An 18,905-nucleotide genomic window follows, 5' to 3' on the forward strand; every position below is an offset into this window, starting at 1 on the left:
CCGCTATCGCGCGTCTTGGCGGCGGATCAGCACCTCGCGGGTCAGCAGCATCATCGCGGCCGCGGTGGGAATCGCCATGAGTGCGCCGAGGACGCCGAGCAGGGTGCCGCCGGCGAGCACCGAGATCACGACGACGGCGGCCGGGATCCGGACGGCGTGCGCCATGATGCGCGGAGAGACCAGATAGGCCTCGACCTGCAGGTAGACGAAGTAGATCGCCGCGAAGGTCGCCGCGGTCTGCCAGTCCACGGTCAGCGCCACGAGCGTCACCAGCGTGCCGCCGGTGACCGGGCCCACCAGCGGAATGAAGGCCAGAACCCCCGCCACGACGGCGAAGAGCACCCCGAACGGGACACCGGCGATGCTGATCGCGATGAAGGCGACCATCCCGTTGAGCACAGCGACGAATGCCTGGCCCATGACATAGTGCCCGACCCCGTCAAGGATTCGATCGCCCAAATGCTGGACCCGTTCACGTGAGGAGCGCGGCGCCAGCCGATAGCCCCAGGCGGTCATCACCGGAAGCGAGGACAGGAAGTAGATCGCCAGCACGAAGACCACCAGCGTGCCGAGTGCCGTGGTGAGGATGGCGGTTCCCACGCCGAAGAGCCCGCCCAGCGCGTTGGTGACGTTGCCGGGGTTCGAGATGAACCGGTTGACCTCGGTGTCGATGATCTGCTGGATCTGAAAGTCCTCATCGACGCGTGCGAACCAGTCGGACCGCGAGATGCCCTCGACGAGTCGAGGAAGCGATCCGAGGAAGGTGGTGGTCTGTTCGGTGACCATGGGTGCCAGGGCGGCGAGGACCGTGGAGACCACACCGAGAAAGACGGTGATGGTGACCGCGACCCCGGCTGGGCGGGGAAAGCCCGCACGCTCCAGGCTGCGCACCACCGGATCCAGGCCGATGGCGATGAACAGCGCCGCGGCGATCCAGACCAGCAGCTGCGTGTTGGCCTGCGCGACGTAGAAGACCAGCAGTGCCAGGCCGACGCCCACGGCGAGCATGAACCCGGTGTAGACCGGCCGGGAGGCATAGGTGGCGGCCTTCTCCATCGTTCCCACGGCGACCGGCGGCAATCCATACTGATCCAGCTCCGCGACCGGACGCCGCGGGGCACGCTTAGGGCGGCGCAGCCGGTAGCGGCGGGCCAGGCCCCGAAGCCGGGCCGTGGGCTGGGAATTCCGCTCGGAGTCTGTCACGCGTTCAGCCTATCCATCCGCCAGGCAGGGGTCAGCATTGACGCGCATCTGACCATCCAGCGGATACCCAGACTGTGATCTTATCGTTATCTTCGGTATCCTAGACTGCTGGACCCTCGTCTCTTCCAATCAAGGACTTCTCACCCGTGCGCTTTCCCGCTTCCATCATCACTTTCATTCTGGGCCTGCTGCTGGCAGGGATCGGAGTGGGCCTGCTGACCGTCTGGGCCTCCGACGTGGTCCCCACTGCGCAGACACGGGAGGTGGACGAGGCGCCGCTCACGGTGATCAGCGATGATCTGATCGACGAAGAAGCTCAGCGCGAAGAGTTCACGATCTCTGCTGAGGGGGAGTACACCCTTGCTCTCGCACGCACCCAGGACATCGAAGCCTGGGTCGGCGATGCCGCCCACGTCACCATCGGTGGCGTCCAGGAGGGCCAAGATGATGCTGAGGACACCATCGAGACGCAGTTCGTCGAGGGTGAGGCCACCGTGCCGGATCCCGCGGATTCGGACCTGTGGGTGGCAAGCGAGACCACCGAGGGTGACCTGCGCTATGCCTGGAGCGCGCCGGACGACAGCGGGGACTGGAGCCTGCTGATGTTCCGTGATGGCGAGCAGCCGGCTCCCACCAGTGTCAGCGTCGAGTTGGAGGAAGAGCCCGACTATCTTCTCGGCACCGTGCTGATCGTGCTCGGCGCACTGCTGGTTCTGCTGGCGCTCTTCCTGTTCCTGCGCTCACGCAAGTCCGCCGAGGCGACGCGCGGTGAGAAGCTCAACCGCCGTCAGGACAGGGAGCGCGCGGCCGGCGGCAGCGGGCTCGGTTCTGCAACCACCGTTGGCACCGCAGGCACCGCCTCCAGCGGAACTGCTCAGGGCATTGCCGGGGTCGCCCTCGGCACCGCCACGGTGAGCACCAACGACACTGCGGATGATGACACTGCGCATGACGACACTGCGCATGACGACACTGCGCATGACGACACCGGAACAGCGGCCACATCCACGGAGGACGAGATGACGCACCAGCCGCACCGCGGGGACGCGGACCGCACGGACCGGACCGAGGCCCACCCCCAGGTCCCCGCCGAGGGCCGGCGGGGATCGTCCGAGGATCCCGACGCGACCGGCATCATCGAGCCCATCGACTCGGATCCGGCCGATGCCGAGACCCTCGACTCGGACAAGCCGGACACCGAGAACCTCGAGGATGGCCCTGACGGCACCGAGGGGCGCACGTGGCGCAGCCGATCGGTCGCCACCGCCGCGGCACTGTCCCTTGCGCTGAGCCCCGCCGTGCTGGTCTCCGAGGCTGAACCCACGCCCGGCGAGAGCGAGCAGACCGAAGATGTCGAAGCGGAGGAGGTGGAGACCGACGACGACGGCTATTCCGTGCTGCTGGAATCACAGCTGCAGGGCATCATCGACGACATCGCCGAGCACACCGCCGCCGCAGACGAGGCCTTCGACGCCGAGCTGCTGGCTCCGCGGGTCTCCGGCAACGCCGAGACGGTCCGTGAGCTGACCTACCGCAACCACGAAATCGACGAGGATGTCATGCCGGATGCCATCGGCACCGAGATCCTCAGCGCCGCCGTCACCTCCGGCAGCGACTTCCCGCGCCAGGCTGTGGTCATCACCCAGGATGCCGAGGCCGAGATCCCTCAGGTGCTGGTCATCGAGCAGGCCTCCCCGCGGGAGAACTACAAGCTCATCCAATCGGTGCTCATGGTCCCGGGCACCGAGTTCCCCGCCATCTCCGCCGAGGACGGCGGCGTGGAAGCTGTGGATCCCACGGAGGAGGAGGCCCTGTTCGCCGCCAACCACGCTATGGAGCGTACGGCCGTCTTCCTGAACAACAGCGAGTACTACTTCGGCATGCACGTGGAGGAGAACGCCTACATCGAGGATCTCCAGGCGTATCAGGACGAGCTGCGCGAGAGCGCCGAGGACCTCGAGATCTCCTACACCCGCCCACTCATCGGTGAGGGCTCAACGGCGATGCGTCTTCCGGATGGCTCTGTGCTGGCCGTGGGAAGCTTCGACTCGACCACTCAGCTTCGCCCCGAGGAGGGTGCTTCCATCAACTTCTCCGGCGTGAGCGCCGAGCTGGCCGAGACCGAGTCCACCACCGCCGATGCAGACATCATCAACCGCGAGTCGATGATCCTGCATATCCCGGCCGAGAATGATGAGAAGGTCGTGGTCCTGGGAGTCCACGATATTGTGAACGAGGTCAATATCCTCGACTGATCTCCGCTCCAGGAGATTCGTCCCAGATCCGCCACGATCCACGCGCAAGGAGAGCTGCAGTGACAGATTCCGCTCATCAGCCACAGACTCGACGAGTCGACACCAGGGGAGCGGTGGATCTCTCCGCCGTCGCCTCCTCCGCGTCCTCGGCGCAGGCTGCGCCGCAGGGCGCCGGGGCAACACCGGCGGGGTCTTCGGCTGACAGCTGGGCTGTGGCGGTGCAGCCGCAGCAGCTTCAGCAGGTGGTGGAGCTCTCCTCACAGGCGCCGGTGATCGTGCTGATCATTGGGGCCGACGCCGCCTCTGCGACGATGAAGACCACCCTCGAGGATCTCGTCGACGCCCAGCAGGGCCGCATACTGCTTGCCGAGATCGACGCTTCCGCCCATCCTGAACTGGCCCAGAGCGCTGACCAGGTCCCAGTGGCGACAGCCTTCATCGGCGGCCGTTCCGTGGGGGAGTTCGACTCATCGGTGCCCAGCGAGCAGCTGGGTCAGCTGGTGACCCAGATGGTCCAGATGGCCACCCAGAACGGCATGACACAGAAGCTCCCACCGCAGTCCACGCGAGCTGCCCAGGGTGCGGAGGGGTCCGAGGCGCCTGCGGAGCCAGAGCTGCCCCCGCTGCATCAGGAGGCGCAGGATGCCTTGGAGGCGGGGGACTACACGAAAGCCGCCGCGGCCTACGAGCGTGCGATCAAGGAGAAGCCCGACGACGAGGACGCGAAGATCGGTCTTGCGCAGGTGAAGCTGCTGCAGCGCACCGCAGGGGTCGACATCGCACAGACTCGTCAGCTCGGAGCCGATCAGCCAGATGACGTCCAGGCGCAGATCGCAGTGGCCGACGTCGATATCCTCGGCGGCCATGTCGAGGACGGTCTGTCCCGGCTCGTCCGGTTCATCCAGACCCACTTCGGTGATGACCGAGAAGCTGCGCGTGCTCACCTGGTGGAGCTGTATTCCATCGTCGGCGACAGCGATCCCCGCGTGTCGACCTCACGCAAGCAGCTCGCCCGGGCACTCTTCTAAACCGGTCCCCAGGCGGATATCGCCTGGCGTGCGTAGAAAAGTACCTCTCAAGGCTGAGGCCCGGTCTGACCTGGGCTGTGTAGGCTCAGCTGCATGGATTCCCCGAGCCTGACTACGCCCGCCCTGCGGTTGAGCGGACTGTCCAAACGATTCGGACAGACACCCGCCGTGGAGGACCTGCACCTGGATGTCCCGCGCGGATCGTTCTACGGGTTCGTCGGACCCAACGGAGCGGGCAAGACCACCACGCTCTCCATGGCCACCGGCCTGCTGCGCCCTGATGCCGGCATCGCCGAGGTGGTCGGAATCGACGTCTGGGCCCGGCCCAGTGAGGCCAAGCGCAGCATGGGGGTCCTTGCTGACGGAGTCCTGCTCTTCAACAAGCTGACCGGGGCCCAGCTCGTGACCTATGCAGGTCTGCTCCGCGGCATGGACCGGGAGACGGTGCAGGAACGCACCACCGATCTGCTGCGCGTGCTCGGCCTGGAAGAGGCGGCCGGGAAGCTGGTTCAGGACTACTCGGCAGGCATGACCAAGAAGATCGCGCTGGCCTCGGCCATGGTGCATGCCCCAGAGCTGCTGGTGCTCGATGAGCCCTTTGAGGCGGTGGACCCGGTCTCCGCCCGCACCATCCGTGGCCTGCTGGAGTCCTATGTCGCCTCCGGCGGCACGGTCATCCTCTCGAGCCACGTGATGGACCTCGTGCAGCGCATGTGCTCCCATGTGGGGATCATCTCGGAGGGACGGCTGCTGGCCTCGGGGACGCTGCAGCAGGTCCAGGGCGACGTCGACCTCGAGACACGGTTCGTCGAACTGGTCGGTCTCGAAGGCGGAGATCAGGAGCTCTCGTGGTTGCGGCTCTGATCCGACTCAAGAAGGATCTCACGCTCAACAGCTTCAACCAGTCCGCCTGGCACATCCTCGGCACGGTCTTCGCCGGGCTCTATGGTCTCGGCATCGTCGTGACGATCTTCGTGGTGCAGGTCAGCGCGGGCAGCCCCGCGGAAGTGGACCCCGAGACGGTCCGCACCGCCAGCGTGATCATGGGTGCTGCGGTGTTCCTGGTGTGGCTGATCGTCCCGGTGTTCATCTCGGGCGCCGACACGACGATGAATCCGCGTCAGTTCGTGACCTTCGGGATCCCCCGCAGGTCACTGGTCCTCGGGATGGCGTTGACCGGGCTAATCTCCATCGGCGCCGCGCTGACGTTCATCTGGCTGATCGGACAGGTCGTGCATTGGCGCTGGGACCCCGCCGCGGCGCTCACCGCGGCCCTGACCCTTCCGCTGCTGCTGATCAGCTTCAGCCTGGTCTCGCAGGCAGTGACCACCGCGATCAGCGCCTGGCTCAGCGGACGTCGCGCACGTGATGCCCTCGCGATCCTCGCACTGACCGTGATGGTGCTGGCCTACCCGATCATCATCGGGCTCGAGACTGCCTTCGCCTCATTCGAGGAGGCACTGCCAGCCGTGGTTGACTTCCTCGCGCTCACCCCGCTGGGCGCAGGAGCCGCCCTTCCCGCGGATGCCGCCGCCGGGAATTGGGCGGCGCTGGGTCTGCGCCTGCTCATCATGGCGGCCACGCTCGGAGTGGCCGTGCTCGTCATCAGGGCGGGACTGGTGAAGATCACCGAGCAGCCCTCCGCGCGCGGCTCCTCGGCTCCGAAGAACGCCACCGGTGTCGGCCTGTTCGAGCGCTTCCCCGCCACCCCGTGGGGGGCAGTGGCGGCGCGTGCCACCACCTATTGGCTCAAGGACACCCGGTACGGCGGCACGCTCGTGGTCCTCCCGGCACTCGCAGTGCTGGCGGTGGTGATGTACCTCCAGCTCGACCAGTCCTGGGTGCTGCTCGCGCTCGGACCCTTCTTCGGGCTCACTCTGGGCTTCGCGATCTCGGCGGACATCTCCTATGACAATTCCGCCTTCGCGATGCATGTGACCACCGGCGTGAGCGGAGTCGCCGATCGGCTGGGGCGGCTGGTGGGCCTGATGACCTTCGCCCTTCCGTCCACCGCGGTTGCGGCTCTGGTGCCGGCGCTGATGTTCACGGAGCCCAGTGTCACCGTGGCCCTGCTCGGGGTCAGCCTCGGCATGCTCTTCAGTGCCGCGGGGCTCTCCTGCCTGGTCTCAGCGCGCTTCACCTATCCGGTGCCCAAGCCCGGCGACGGCCCGTTGAGTCAGCCCTCAGGGTCGACCGGCCGGCTGATGGCGGTCCAGTTTGGGACCATGATCGCCTCCCTGCTGCTGATGCTGCCGGAGCTTGCGCTGCTGGCCGTCTGGCTGCTCGGTGACGTCTCCTGGTTGGTCTGGGTGCTCGCCCTGGGGTCTGTGCTCAAGGGACTGGCGCTGTGCTGGGCCGGGGTGCGTCTGGGAGCCCGTGTCTATGAGCGCTCCGAGCCGGAGCTCTTCCAGCAGGTCATCCAGTATTAGACCGACGGCTGATGGCCTGGTGGATGATCTGGAGGCCGAGGCTCGGTAGAATGGACCCCATGATGGTCAATGAGAATGGATTCCTCCCCGCTGACGTCCACCCCAGCCTGCGGAGTTCACGCCTGGACCGGCCCGTCCGCATGCATACCGCGGATCCCGACGCCGCTCCGGCCCCCGGCGGTGCCGCCACGATCGAGCGCGAGCACCAGGAGCAGCTCTCGGAGCCCGGTGACCACGAGCGCTTCGCCCACTACGTGAACAAGAACCGCATCATGGAGTCGGCCCTGGAGGGCGGCGCCGTGGTGGCGCTCTGCGGCAAGGTCTGGACCCCCTCGCGCGACCCGCAGAAGTTCCCAGTCTGCCCCGAGTGCAAAGAGATCTACGAGGAGATGCAGGGAGGCGGCGACGGCGACGGTGACGGGAAGTCCGGCGGCGACTCCGGTGGCAAGCGTGGCTTCTTCGGCTTCGGCCGCAGCTGATCCCCGCTGATCTACGACACTGTGGAGCAGTCTGAGACGCTGTTCGACGTCGGCACCGACGTCGGCAGATCCCTTCCTCCGGTCTATCCGCACCGCGCCGCGCACGGCACCGCCGGGACCCTGCGGCAATGGCAGCAGGAGGCCCTGGATCGCTATATCCAGAAGCGGCACAAGGACTTCCTCGCGGTCGCGACCCCGGGAGCCGGCAAGACCACCTTCGCCCTGCGCGTGGCAAAGCTGCTCGTGGAGTCCGGTGAGGTCAACCGAATCTACGTGGTCGCCCCCACCGAACACCTCAAGCGCCAGTGGGCAGACGCCGCAGGGCGAGTGGGCCTTGCCCTGGACCCCAACTTCAAGAACTCCGACGGTCGGCACGGACGCCAGTACATGGGCGTCGTCGTCACCTACGCGCAGGTGGCGAACAAGCCGGCGCTGCACCGGAACAAGACCGAGGCCGGCCGCACGCTGGTCATCTTTGATGAGATCCACCACGCCGGTGACGCGCTGTCCTGGGGCGATGGGGTGCGTGAGGCCTTCGACCCGGCGGTGCGCCGGCTCGCTCTCACGGGAACCCCGTTCCGCTCCGACACCTCTCCGATCCCGTTCGTGGAGTATGTGGAGGACGCCAGCGGGGTGCGCCGGTCCAAGGCGGACTACGCCTACAGCTATGGCCCCGCGCTCAAGGACCGGGTGGTCCGCCCGGTGGTCTTCATGGCGTATTCGGGGAATATGCGCTGGCGCACCTCCAGCGGCGAGGAGATGGAGGCCCAGCTCGGCGCCGCAGCCACCAAGGACATCACGAACCACGCCTGGCGCACGGCGCTGAATCCTGAGGGGGAGTGGATCCCTTCGGTGCTCAAGGCCGCGCATCAGCGACTGCTCAAGGTCCGCGACAAGATCGACGACGCCGGCGGCCTGGTCATCGCCACCGACCATGAGGCCGCGCGCGCCTACGCCGCTCAGCTCGACGAGCTCACCGGCCAGAAGACCACGGTGGTGCTCTCCGATGACAAGGACGCCTCGAACCGGATCGAGGAGTTCTCTTCAGACAGCTCCAAACTGTGGATGGTCGCGGTCCGCATGGTCTCGGAGGGGGTCGACGTCCCGCGGCTCTGCGTGGGCGTCTATGCGACCTCCACCTCCACCCCGCTGTTCTTCGCACAGGCCGTGGGGCGCTTCGTGCGACTGCGCAAGAAGGCGGAGGTGGCCTCGGTCTTCCTGCCCTCGGTTCCGGTGCTCACGGACCTGGCCAATGAGATGGAGCAGGAGCGCGATCACGCCCTGGAGGTGCCTCGCACCGCGGCAGAGGATGCCGAGGAGAACCTCGATGATGACCTGCTCGAGGAGGCGAACCGAGAGGAGCGCGGCTCCGAGGCGATGGACCGCGGAGAGTTCGCCGCGCTGCACTCCAACGCCGCCTTCGACAAGGTCCTCTTCGACGGCAACGAGTTCGGCCTCGGCGGCGCCATGGGATCTGAGGAGGAGATGGACTTCCTCGGCATCCCCGGGCTGCTGGAGCCGGAGCAGGTCTCCACGCTGCTGCGCCAGCACCAGGCCGATCAGCTCCGCCGCAAGCCGCAGGACAGCGCAGCCGCCGAACCGGTGGTCGATCACCGTCAGCTCAAGTCGCTGCGCGCGACGCTGAACAAGTCGGTATCGGCCTATGCGGCGAAGACCGGGATGCACCAGGGCAGCATCCACACGAAGCTCCGCGATGTCTGCGGCGGCCCGGCGGTGGGTCAGGCCACGCAGACTCAGCTCGAGCAGCGGCTGAAGAAGATCCAGATGTGGTTCGTGGGTCGGAAATGACCCGGCCCGACCGGGTCTGGGTCGCAGGTCCTCGGAGTTAGAGGTCTTCGAGGCTGAGGACCTCGACGTCGGCGGCGCTGAACTCGCGGTAGGTCTCCTCCACGGAGTCCTCGCTGACCCCCACTGTGAGTTCACGGATGACGCGCACCCGGTAGTCGTTCTCCACGGCGTCCAGGACTGTCGCGCGTACGCAGTGGTCGGTGGCGATGCCCACGATGGTCACGGCATCGATGTCCTGGGTGTCGAGCCAGGCATGCAGATCCAGTGAGGATTCGGAGACGGCTGCCGCAGGTGCCACCTTCGTGCCGTTCTCGCCCTCCAGGCTGCCGACCTTCTCCGGATCGCCCTGCAGCCCCTCGAACCCGGAGTACCCATCCGAGTACAGGCCCTTGAGGAAATGGGCGTCCACATGCTCGGTGTCCAGGTTGGGGTGCAGTTCGGCACCGGGGGTTCCTGCGACGCAGTGCACGGGCCAGCTCGTGGAGAAGTCGGGGGTCTCGGAGAAGTGCCGGCCGGGCTCGATGTGCCAGTCCTGGGTGGTGAGGATCGCGTCGTACTCGGCGTAGCTGTTCTCGAGGAATTCGCTGATCTCACTGGCCACGCGGGCTCCGCCCTCGACTGCCAGGGCGCCGCCCTCGCAGAAGTCCTGCTGCACGTCGACGATGATCAGTGCGTGGGCCACTGTGTGTCCTCCTGCTGGGGCGATTCGTGAACTGTCCTGTGCGGCGAGGTTTTTCCCACGCCGCACAGGCACCACGTTACTTGTTCTGCCCCGCCTCAGCGAGATCGAACTCCTCCGTGACCAGGGCCGAGTTCGCCGCTGCACCCGCGAAGCTCCCCATCGCCATGGACATCGGAACGGTGGCCATCGGGTTCGCGACATTTCCCGCCGCCCAGATGCGGTCATGGGAGGTCGTGCCCATCGCATCCACCTTCAGGAAGCTGCCCACGGGGGTCTCTTCGCGGTCGAGATCCAGACCTCGCAGGTAGTGGTCGCGGGGAATGTGCGCGCCGGCGGTGAAGATCGCATCCACCGCGACCGAGCGACCGTCTTCGAGCACCACGGCGTTGACAGCGCCAGGCTCTCCGGTCACCTCCACCACCGGAGTGGGATCGACGACGACGCCCCGGGACTCCAGACGCTGGATCGATTCGGCGGAGAGCTCTCCCGCGTCGGCGCAGAAGAACGTGAGTCGATCGCTCCACTGGCGGATCAGCTGCGCCTGATGCAGCTGCATCGGAGTCGTGGCGAGGACCGCCAGGCGCTGTCCGCGGACCTCCCAGCCGTGGCAATACGGGCAGTGCAGGACGCTGCGCCCCCAGCGTTCGGCCAGCCCTGGGACGGCGGGGAGCTCGTCGGTCAGGCCCGAGGCGGCGATGATGCTGCGGGCGAAGAGCTATGTCCCCGTGTCCAGGGTCACCACCAGCTCGCGCGGACCGGAGCTGCGAGTCGACTCACTGACCCGATGCACCCCGGCCTGCACGCGTTCGACGCCGTAGTGGGCGGCTTCTTCGAGCCCGAGGCGAATCAGCTCCGCCGGAGACGTGCCGTCGTGACCGAGCACATTGTGCATCTCTGCGGCGAATCGATTTCTCGGTGTGCCGGTGTCGAGGATCAAGGTCCGGCGCAGGGCGCGCCCCAGCGACTGTGCGGCGCTGAGACCCGCCGCACCGGAACCGATGATGATGGCGTCATACACTTCTGCTTCTGCTGTGCTGTTCATGACTCCAGCATGCTCCGCGCACCGCACCCCTGAAAGACGCTTTGCCGAAATAGCAAGAAGTTGCGATGATGAGCCGCATGGAAGAACTTGCCCAGCTGGGCCTCCGGCTGCGATCAGCGCGCACCGCCCGTGGATGGACCCTTGACCGACTGGCCCGCGGCGCCGGAATCTCGCCGAGCACGCTGTCCCGGCTGGAATCCGGGAAACGGCAGGCGAGCCTGGAGCTGCTGCTGCCGATCACCCGCTGTCTGGGCATCACCGTGGATGAGCTGCTGGTGGCCTCGAGCCCGGATCCGCGAGTGCAGCGCGACGCCTGGGAGCGCAATGGGATGCTGGTGCAGCCGCTGTCACCGGAGACCTCTCCGGTGCACACCTACAAGATCAGGTATGTGCCGCGCCCGCCGATCACCGAGCTGGGCAGCCACGACGGATACGAGTGGCTCTACGTGCTCTCCGGCAGACTGCGGCTGCAGCTCGGTGAGGAGGAGATCCTGCTGCGGGCCGGTGAGGCCGCTGAGTTCGACACCCTGCGACCGCATGGTCTCAGCGCCGTCGGGCCGGAGGACGCCGAAGTGATCTGCATCCTGAACGACGCCGCGGTGAACACGCACGCGGAGGACCACGCGGCAGTCCACACGGCGGCCCGCGCAGAAGAGGACCCCGCACAGTCCCGAGGGGAGCTCAGCTGAAGATCGTGGGAAGCACCGGGTCGCCGTCCTGCAGGCGTTTAGCCGCAGCAGGAAGTTCGGCCAGGGAGTCCGCATGCCGCTGTGCGGCCCTGCGCACACACCCCGCCCCCAGGTGCTCCTGCTGGATCTCACCGCCGAGCACCAGCGGCACCATGAGCTCTCGGGTGGAGGCCCCGTGGGTCTCAGGGGACGCGCCGACCCCGATCAGTTCGGCCTCGGCGCGTCCGGCCTCGTCAAAGCTGCGCAGCGGGTGCTTGACGCCGCCGAGGCTTGCCTTGCCCGGAGCGTTCTTCGCCACGGAGACGGGGGCGCCGTCGTCGTCGGTGCGCTGGACCAGCTTGTACACCATCGCGGCAGTGGGGAAGCCGCCGCCGGTGACCAGTTTCGTGCCCACGCCATAGGAGTCCACCGGAGCTGCCTGCAGCCGCGCGATGGCATGCTCGTCCAAGTCCGAAGAGACGATGATCTTGGTGTCGGTGTTGCCCAGAGAGTCCAGCAGCGCCCTGACCTCCCCGGCCTGCTCCACCAGGTCCCCGGAGTCAAGCCGCACCGCACCGAGCTCGGGACCCGCGATACGCGCCGCTCGGCGCACCGCCTCAAAAACATCGTAGGTGTCCACCAGCAGCGTGGTCCCTGGGCCGAAGGCCTCCACCTGCGCCGCGAAGGCCTCTTCCTCGGAGTCGTGGAGCAGCGTGAACGAGTGAGCAGCTGTTCCGATCGTGGGCAGCCCCCAGCGTCGGCCGGCCTCCAGGTTGGAGGTGGCCGTGAAACCGGCGACGGCGGCAGCTCGGGCTGAGGCCACGGCGCTGAGCTCGTGGGTGCGCCGAGATCCCATCTCCACACACGGTCGGTCGCCGGCGGCGAGGCTCATGCGCGAGGCCGCCGAGGCGATCGCGGAATCGTGATTGAGCACCGAGAGCACGAAGGTCTCGAGCAGACACGCCTCGGCGAAGCTGGCCTCGACGCGCAGCACCGGGGAGTCGGGCATGAACACCTCGCCCTCGGCATAGCCGTGGATGTCACCGCTGAACCGGTAGTCGGCGAGGTAGTCCAAGGTGCGCCCGTCGACGATCCCCTGCTCCGCCAGCCAGTCGATCTCCGCGGTGCCGAACTGGAACTGTTCCAGGCCTTCGAGCATCCGACCGGTGCCGGCCACCACGCCATAGCGTCGACCGGCCGGGAGATGCCGCGTGAAGACCTCAAAGACGCATCGACGCTCGGCGGCGCCCGAGGCGAGGGCTGCCTGCACCATGGTCAGTTCGTACTGATCGGTGAGCAGGGCGGTGGACTGGGTGGCGGCGGGTTCACGGGTCACCTCCCCAGCGTAGAATACGGAGCATGAGTTCAGCGCAAGGATCCACGCTCAGCCGCGAGGAGACTGACCTCGATTCCGAGTTCTCCCGGCTTCTCTCCGCCCAACGGCCGTACCAGGTGGTGGTCTGGAATGACCCCGTGAACCTGATGACCTACGTCAGCTGGGTCTTCCGCAGCTACTTCGGCCACTCCAAGGCACGCGCCAAGGAGCTCATGCTCCAGGTTCATCACCAGGGCCGCGCCGTGGTCTCCCATGGTCCGCGGGAGAAGGCCGAGCAGGACGTCACGGCGATGCATCAGTTCGGCCTCCAGGCGACCCTGGAAGAGGCCGAGTAGTCCGTGGCCACTGCTTTCCGCGCCACGACCAAGGGATACCGCGCCGATCTGGAGCCGCACGAACGCCGTCTGCTCAGCTCGCTGTGCGCCGATGTCATCACGCTGCTTCAAAATCGTGAGAAGGAGACGACGGATACACCAGACAGCGCCTCCGAGGACCCCGAGTTCGCGCATTTCCGGGCGGAGATGGCCGGACTGGGAGGGGACGAGCCGCTGGCCGCGCCGACGGACGAGGTGCTGCGCCGGCTGCTTCCCGATGCGCTGGACGATGAGGAAGAGGCAGGACATTTTCGTCGGCTGAGTGAGAGCTCGCTGCGCGGTGCCAAGCTGGCGGACCTGCGCACAGCGCGGATGCTCCTGGAGAGCTCCCCGGTCAGCATCCAGGAGGAAGTGGCTCCGATGTTCGGGCGTGCCCTCAACGACCTCCGGCTGACGCTGGCCAGCCGGCTGAACCTGGAGACCGAGGAGGACGCCGAGCGCGTGCATGAGCTGGCCCTCGCCTCCCGGTCCAAGGACTCCGAGGCCTTCATGGCGGAGATCTACACCTTCATCACCTGGCTGCAGGAGTCTCTGTTCAGCGCCATGACCGAGTTCCTCCCGGAGGAGGAGACCGACGAGGACATGGGCTCCGCATGAACGCATCCGCTCCGGTGGGCATCTTCGATTCCGGAGTCGGCGGCCTCACCGTCGCCCGCGCCGTGCTGGATCAGCTGCCGGGGGAGTCCATCACCTACCTCGGTGACACCGCTCATGGCCCCTACGGTCCCCTGCCGATCGCCCGAGTGCGGGCTCATGCCCTGGGCGTCATGGACGAGCTCGTCGACTCCGGAGTCAAGGCGCTTGTCATCGCGTGCAACTCCGCCTCGGCGGCGGTGCTGCGCGATGCGCGCGAACGCTATACCGACCGGCATGGGATACCGGTCATCGAGGTCATCCAGCCAGCCGTGCGCCGAGCGGCCTCTGCCACCCGCAATGGGCGCATCGGCGTGATCGGCACCAGCGCCACCGTGGGCTCGGGCGCCTACGAGGACAGCTTCGCCGCCGCCCCGCAGCTGAAGATCACCGCGGCAGCCTGTCCGCGATTCGTGGAGTTCGTCGAACGCGGCGTGACCGCCGGTGACGACCTGCTCCAGGCGGCCCGGGAGTATCTCGACCCGCTCAAGGCGGCGGAGGTCGACACCCTGGTCCTTGGCTGCACCCACTACCCGCTGCTCACCGGCGTCATCTCCTATGTGATGGGGGAGCAGGTCACGCTGGTCTCCTCGGCCGAGGAGACCGCCAAGGACCTCTACCGTGCGCTCACCCGGCACGGGCTCCAGCGTCCGATCGACTTGCAGGACCGCCCCGGTCCGGCTGCGGTGCACACCTTTCTCTCCACCGGAGACGCGGAGGCATTCCGGGCGCTGGCACGTCGCTTCCTCGGCCCCGAGGTGCGCAGAGTGCAGCAGGTGGACCATGTGCGCGAGGCCTATCCCACCGGTGTGATTCAGCGGATCACTCCCGCTATGCTGGCCGGAGCGCAGGATGACTGAAGGGGAGCAACGCACCATATGAAACTCACCATCATCGGGTGCAGCGGGTCTTTCCCCGGCCCGGAGTCCCCGGCGTCGTGCTATCTGCTGACCGCCGACTACCAGGGCCGCACCTGGCGGGTGGTCGTGGATCTGGGCAATGGAGCGCTGGGAAAGCTGCAGCAGCACCTGGCGCTGGAAGACATCGACGCCGTCTGTCTCTCACACCTGCACCCGGACCACTACATGGACCTGTGCGGGCTGCACGTCGCCATCCGATGGCGTCCAGGCGGCTGGCCCGGGAAGCATGTGCCGGTCTACGGGCCCTCGACCACGGACCAGCGCATCGCCAGTGCCTATGGCATGGACCCCAATCCCGGGATGCACCCGGACTTCGACTTCAAGACCTGGCGCCCCCGGCAGGCCGAGACGATCGGGCCGTTCACCATCACCCCGGTCCCCGCGCGCCATCCGATCGAGGAGGCCTACGCGCTGCGCATCGATGTCGTGCCCGAGGCCTCGGCGGACGGTCTGCCGCACACACTGACCTACTCAGGGGACACCGACGCCTGCGACGGGCTGGTCGAGGCAGCCCGGAACGCAGATCTGTTCCTCTGCGAAGCAGCCTTCGAGGACGGCCGGGACGATCACATCGAGGGCGTCCACCTCAACGGGCACCGAGCCGGCATCAGCGCACGCGAGGCAGGCGTGGGCCGCCTGCTGCTCACCCACATCCCCGTGTGGACCTCACAGCGTGTGCTGCTCGCCCGCGCCAGAGAGCAGTACAGCGGTGACCTCGCCGTCGCCGTCGCCGGTGTCAGCTATGAGATCGGCGGAACCAGAACCACACCACACGAAGAGAGCGAGAAGTGACCATCACTAATCAGCGGACCGACGGACGAGCAGCCGATGAGCTTCGTCCGGTCACCATCACCCGCCATTGGAGCGCCCATGCCGAAGGTTCGGCGCTGATCGAGTTCGGGGGCACCCGGGTGCTGTGCACCGCCTCCTTCGAGTCCAATGTGCCGCGCTGGCTCAAGGGACAGGGAGCCGGCTGGGTCACGGCCGAGTATTCGATGCTGCCGCGCGCCACGAACACCCGATCCGCCCGTGAGGCCGTCAAGGGGAAGATCGGTGGTCGCACCCACGAGATCTCGCGACTCATCGGACGCTCGCTGCGTGCCGTGGTGGACACCAAGGCGCTGGGCGAGAACATGATCACCCTGGACTGCGACGTGCTCCAGGCCGACGGCGGCACCCGCACCGCCGCGATCACCGGGGCCTTCGTGGCCCTGGCCGATGCAGTGGAGTGGGCGCGCAGCGAAGGCCACGTGGCCAAGCGCGCTGAGGTCCTGAAGGATTCGGTCTCCGCCATCTCCGTGGGAGTGCTGCCCGGGGGACAGGCGGTGCTGGACCTGCCCTACGCCGAGGACTCGACCGCAGAGACCGATATGAACGTGGTGGTGACCGGCTCCGGAGACTTCGTCGAGGTGCAGGGCACCGCTGAAGGGGCCCCCTTCAACCGCGCGGAGCTGGACGCTCTGCTGGACCTTGCCCTGGGCGGCACCCAGAGTCTGGCCACCATGCAGCGGGAGGCGCTCGCGCAGTGAACGCCCGGATCGTCCTGGCCACCCGAAACCCCGGCAAGCTGCGGGAGTTCCGGGCGCTGCTCGGTTCCCACACAGAGTCGGGCCCGCTCCATTCCAGCAAGGCGCTGGGCGAGCTCGATCTCGAGCACGCAGTGATCGACGCCGCCACGGCCGGCTGTGCGGAGATCCCCGAGACGGGAACCACCTTCACGGAGAACTCTCTGCTCAAGGCGCGCGCAGTGGCTGCCGAGACCGGCCTGCCCGCCGTGGCGGATGACTCCGGACTGGCAGTGGACGTGCTCGGCGGTGCACCGGGGATCTTCTCGGCGCGCTGGGCGGGCGCGCAGGCCTCGGATGAGAACAACCTGCGGCTGCTGCTGGAGCAGCTCGCGGACATCGCCCCGGAACACCGCGGGGCAGCGTTCGTCTGCGTGGCCGCGCTGGTCATCCCCGAGTCGCCGGAGGCCCCGGCGAAGGAGTTCACCACTACCGGGACGCTGCGCGGCAGCCTGCTGTTCGCACCCCAGGGTGCTGGGGGATTCGGCTATGACCCGATCCTGCAGCCTTCCGGTCAGACCCGCAGTGCTGCTGAGCTCTCCATGGAAGAGAAGAACGCGATCTCACACCGCGGCGAGGCGTTCGCCGCCCTTCGCCCGCACATCCTCGAAGCACTGACGCGGTGAAGGGGCTCGACTTCACCGCGGTCGACTTCGAGACCGCCAACGGATTCCGCGGATCCCCCTGCGCGATCGGAATGGTCAAGGTCCGCGAGGGGAAGGAAGTGGACACCTACTATTCGGCCATGCGCCCCCCGGAGGGCTTTGACCGCTTCGACCCCCACAATGTGGCGATCCACGGGATCACCGCCGAAGCCGTGGCGCAGGCACCCCGCTTCGGGGAGCTCTTCGAGGAGATCAGCGCCTTCATCGCCGGAGACGTGCTGGTGGCACACAACGCAGCCTTCGACATCGAGGTCTTCGAATCCGCACTCGAGGTCAGCGGCCTGGACTCCCCGGGGCTGAGCTGCCTGTGCTCGGTGCGACTGTCCCGTGCGAACTACACGCTTCCCTCGCACGCCCTGCCCAAGGCCGCCGCGGAGGCCGGCTATGAGCTCACCGCCCATCACTACGCACTGGAGGACGCCCGGGCCAGCGCCGCCGTGGTCTGCGACATCGCCCAGAGACGAGCGGTGGGCCCGATCCACCGGCTCTTCCAGGAAAGTGGCGTCTCGGCTCGGTCGATGGAGGCCTGGCAGGGTCCGCGCGCACGAGAATCCCGGGCGACCCGCCAGGTGCGCACTATGGCACACCTCTTCGATGCGCGCCTGCCGGCACCCGCCCCGCGGCACATGCCGGATCTGATGCGGTGGCAGGACGAGGGAAAGAACCTCCCGCCCTCTGCGGTGGCAGACCCGGGCCACGCACTGTTCGGTCAGCAGCTGAGCTTCACCGGCAGCCTCTCCATCCCGCGTGCCGAGGCGAAGGAGATAGTTGCCGGTCTCGGCGCAGGGACCTCATCCCGGGTCACGGCAGCCACCTCGCTGCTGGTCGTAGGTGACGGCTTCGAACCTTGGGAGCTCGCCGCACCCGACGATTCCTTTCCGCTGCGCAGCAGCAAGGCCCGGGATGCGCTGCGCCGTCGGTCAGAGGGTCAATCGATCCGGCTCATCGCCGAAGAGGAGTTCCGTGCGCTGCTCGGGGCGGCGTGGCCGGTCCCGGGGCAGACCGAGGAGAGCGCGCCGGCGGAGGTCACTGCGCGCGAGTGACCTCCGCCCACTGCTGGGCGAGCTGATCGATCACCGCGAGCAGTCCTGCATCCATGCCCCGATCAGCCGGGATCGTCCGGCCGCGGGAGCGATCTGGGCCGTGTGCCGCGTCGAGCTGCCGCTCCAGGATCTCCCGGACCGGGGCATCCTGGATGGACTCGGTGATCTCGCGGCGTACCTTCGCGGTGCCCTCTGATACCGGCGCCGAGGAGGTGGCGAGCTCATGGACCAAGACTGCAAGCTCCTCCGCGCGGCGCAGCAGCGCGGGATGCCCATGCGTGAGAGCCACGGTCTGTCGCGCCCAGGCGCGGCGCATCGGCTCGTCGATGTAGGGCACGAGTCCCACGGGCACCGCGCGCAGCAGCGCCTGGGGATCTTGGGACTCCGGCTGAGCGGGCGCACTGGGGTAGGCCATCTGTCCGTCCGCGAGCGCAACCAGGCTGCCAGCTGCGGAATCTGGCTGCAGCGTCAGCGCCCCCTCGCCGAGAAGTCTCGCCAGCTGAGCATCGACCGTGCGACGGGGAGGCTGCGGGGCGCCGGGCGGATAGGACCCCGTGACCACGCGATACCAACGCAGGGACCCGAGCCACATGCAGGCGAGGGGATCGGCACCGAGCCCCTGCCTGGTCCAGTCCAGGAGCTCCAGCAGACCATCGGCCGTGCAGAGCTGATGCAGCAGCTCTGCATGATGAGCAGGGGAGTCACTTTGGCGGGCACCCGCTGCAAGCACCGGATAGAAGCGGCTGATCAGTTTCTCGGCGGAATCCACGCTCC

Annotated in this window: 20 protein-coding genes; 14 read left to right on the plus strand and 6 right to left on the minus strand. The window is 67.5% G+C overall.

Annotated elements, in window-relative coordinates:
* Positions 1–3: 3 nt before the first annotated feature.
* Positions 4–1,203 carry an AI-2E family transporter gene (locus tag IY716_RS00395; RefSeq protein ID WP_369699534.1) on the minus strand — a complete coding sequence of 400 codons (1,200 nt, stop codon included), beginning with the start codon at positions 1,201–1,203 and terminating at the stop codon, positions 4–6.
* Between the two features lie 146 nt (positions 1,204–1,349).
* Here IY716_RS00395 and IY716_RS00400 point away from each other — a divergent pair, with 146 nt between their 5' ends.
* The 6 genes from IY716_RS00400 to IY716_RS00425 all read left to right on the plus strand — a co-directional run bounded on the left by IY716_RS00400 (position 1,350) and on the right by IY716_RS00425 (position 9,203).
* Positions 1,350–3,458 (plus strand): hypothetical protein, encoded by a 2,109-nt coding sequence (locus IY716_RS00400; protein WP_218219709.1) that lies wholly within the window; start codon positions 1,350–1,352, stop codon positions 3,456–3,458.
* Positions 3,459–3,517: 59 nt separating this feature from the next.
* Positions 3,518–4,486 (plus strand): tetratricopeptide repeat protein, encoded by a 969-nt coding sequence (locus IY716_RS13910; protein WP_218219710.1) that lies wholly within the window; start codon positions 3,518–3,520, stop codon positions 4,484–4,486.
* Positions 4,487–4,579: 93 nt separating this feature from the next.
* Positions 4,580–5,350 carry an ABC transporter ATP-binding protein gene (locus IY716_RS00410; protein ID WP_218219711.1) on the plus strand — a complete coding sequence of 257 codons (771 nt, stop codon included), beginning with the start codon at positions 4,580–4,582 and terminating at the stop codon, positions 5,348–5,350.
* The gene (locus IY716_RS00415) at positions 5,335–6,915 is read left to right on the plus strand and encodes a transporter (RefSeq protein ID WP_218219712.1); all 1,581 of its coding nucleotides are present in this window, start codon (positions 5,335–5,337) and stop codon (positions 6,913–6,915) included. The genes IY716_RS00410 and IY716_RS00415 overlap by 16 nt, the downstream gene beginning before the upstream one ends.
* Positions 6,916–6,974: 59 nt before the next feature.
* Complete coding sequence (locus IY716_RS00420; protein ID WP_218219713.1) at positions 6,975–7,394, plus strand: DUF3039 domain-containing protein; 420 nt, start codon at positions 6,975–6,977, stop codon at positions 7,392–7,394.
* A gap of 21 nt (positions 7,395–7,415) precedes the next feature.
* Positions 7,416–9,203, plus strand: a complete 1,788-nt coding sequence (locus IY716_RS00425; RefSeq protein WP_218219714.1) for a DEAD/DEAH box helicase — start codon at positions 7,416–7,418, stop codon at positions 9,201–9,203.
* 37 nt (positions 9,204–9,240) lie between these two features.
* On the opposite strand, the gene IY716_RS00430 is transcribed toward IY716_RS00425, so the two are convergent.
* The 3 genes from IY716_RS00430 to IY716_RS13605 form a co-directional block, all read right to left on the minus strand.
* Entirely contained in the window at positions 9,241–9,885 is a 645-nt protein-coding gene (locus tag IY716_RS00430) for an isochorismatase family protein (protein WP_218221510.1), read from the minus strand.
* 76 nt (positions 9,886–9,961) lie between these two features.
* Positions 9,962–10,585, minus strand: a complete 624-nt coding sequence (locus tag IY716_RS13600) for an NAD(P)/FAD-dependent oxidoreductase (RefSeq protein WP_369699661.1) — start codon at positions 10,583–10,585, stop codon at positions 9,962–9,964.
* A gap of 15 nt (positions 10,586–10,600) precedes the next feature.
* Positions 10,601–10,927: an FAD-binding protein gene (locus IY716_RS13605; RefSeq protein WP_255316375.1), complete on the minus strand. Its 327-nt coding sequence runs from the start codon at positions 10,925–10,927 to the stop codon at positions 10,601–10,603.
* 68 nt (positions 10,928–10,995) lie between these two features.
* Between IY716_RS13605 and IY716_RS00440 the strand changes: the two genes are divergently transcribed.
* On the plus strand, positions 10,996–11,616 hold the full coding sequence (locus IY716_RS00440) for a helix-turn-helix domain-containing protein (RefSeq protein ID WP_369699535.1): 621 nt from the start codon (positions 10,996–10,998) through the stop codon (positions 11,614–11,616).
* Here IY716_RS00440 and IY716_RS00445 read toward each other — a convergent pair.
* Complete coding sequence (locus IY716_RS00445) at positions 11,609–12,931, minus strand: nicotinate phosphoribosyltransferase (protein WP_218219715.1); 1,323 nt, start codon at positions 12,929–12,931, stop codon at positions 11,609–11,611. The two genes, IY716_RS00440 and IY716_RS00445, sit on opposite strands and share 8 nt — an antisense overlap.
* 23 nt (positions 12,932–12,954) lie before the next feature.
* On the opposite strand from IY716_RS00445, the gene clpS reads away from it, so the two are divergent.
* Genes clpS through IY716_RS00480 form a run of 7 tightly spaced genes read left to right on the plus strand, consistent with a single transcriptional unit; the run spans position 12,955 to position 18,131 of the window.
* Positions 12,955–13,266: an ATP-dependent Clp protease adapter ClpS gene (clpS, locus tag IY716_RS00450; protein ID WP_192590243.1), complete on the plus strand. Its 312-nt coding sequence runs from the start codon at positions 12,955–12,957 to the stop codon at positions 13,264–13,266.
* A 3-nt stretch (positions 13,267–13,269) separates the two neighbouring features.
* Complete coding sequence (locus IY716_RS00455; protein ID WP_218219716.1) at positions 13,270–13,902, plus strand: DUF2017 family protein; 633 nt, start codon at positions 13,270–13,272, stop codon at positions 13,900–13,902.
* Entirely contained in the window at positions 13,899–14,798 is a 900-nt protein-coding gene (gene murI / locus IY716_RS00460) for a glutamate racemase (RefSeq protein WP_218219717.1), read from the plus strand. The genes IY716_RS00455 and murI overlap by 4 nt, the downstream gene beginning before the upstream one ends.
* Before the next feature lie 18 nt (positions 14,799–14,816).
* A complete protein-coding gene (locus IY716_RS00465; RefSeq protein WP_218219718.1) occupies positions 14,817–15,650 on the plus strand; it encodes an MBL fold metallo-hydrolase in 834 nt (277 codons plus the stop codon).
* Complete coding sequence (gene rph / locus IY716_RS00470) at positions 15,647–16,387, plus strand: ribonuclease PH (protein WP_218219719.1); 741 nt, start codon at positions 15,647–15,649, stop codon at positions 16,385–16,387. Before IY716_RS00465 ends, rph begins: the two co-directional genes overlap by 4 nt.
* A complete protein-coding gene (gene rdgB, locus IY716_RS00475; protein ID WP_218219720.1) occupies positions 16,384–17,049 on the plus strand; it encodes an RdgB/HAM1 family non-canonical purine NTP pyrophosphatase in 666 nt (221 codons plus the stop codon). The genes rph and rdgB overlap by 4 nt, the downstream gene beginning before the upstream one ends.
* Positions 17,046–18,131, plus strand: coding sequence for an exonuclease domain-containing protein (locus tag IY716_RS00480; RefSeq protein ID WP_218219721.1), 1,086 nt, complete (start codon positions 17,046–17,048; stop codon positions 18,129–18,131). Before rdgB ends, IY716_RS00480 begins: the two co-directional genes overlap by 4 nt.
* Here the strand turns inward: IY716_RS00480 and IY716_RS00485 are convergent.
* Complete coding sequence (locus tag IY716_RS00485) at positions 18,115–18,900, minus strand: ADP-ribosylglycohydrolase family protein (RefSeq protein WP_218219722.1); 786 nt, start codon at positions 18,898–18,900, stop codon at positions 18,115–18,117. The genes IY716_RS00480 and IY716_RS00485 overlap by 17 nt on opposite strands.
* Positions 18,901–18,905 lie beyond the last annotated feature (5 nt).

Origin of the sequence: Nesterenkonia sp. Act20 (genome assembly GCF_019173455.1) — a bacterium.
Taxonomy (GTDB): domain Bacteria; phylum Actinomycetota; class Actinomycetes; order Actinomycetales; family Micrococcaceae; genus Nesterenkonia.

Coding starts and splice junctions, on each gene's coding strand:
- IY716_RS00410 (WP_218219711.1), top strand. CDS start 4,580: ATGGATTCCCCGAGCCTGACTACGCCCGCCCTGCGGTTGAGCGGACTG.
- IY716_RS00420 (WP_218219713.1), top strand. CDS start 6,975: ATGATGGTCAATGAGAATGGATTCCTCCCCGCTGACGTCCACCCCAGC.
- IY716_RS13605 (WP_255316375.1), bottom strand. CDS start 10,927: ATGAACAGCACAGCAGAAGCAGAAGTGTATGACGCCATCATCATCGGT.
- IY716_RS00440 (WP_369699535.1), top strand. CDS start 10,996: ATGAGCCGCATGGAAGAACTTGCCCAGCTGGGCCTCCGGCTGCGATCA.
- clpS (WP_192590243.1), top strand. CDS start 12,955: ATGAGTTCAGCGCAAGGATCCACGCTCAGCCGCGAGGAGACTGACCTC.
- murI (WP_218219717.1), top strand. CDS start 13,899: ATGAACGCATCCGCTCCGGTGGGCATCTTCGATTCCGGAGTCGGCGGC.
- IY716_RS00465 (WP_218219718.1), top strand. CDS start 14,817: ATGAAACTCACCATCATCGGGTGCAGCGGGTCTTTCCCCGGCCCGGAG.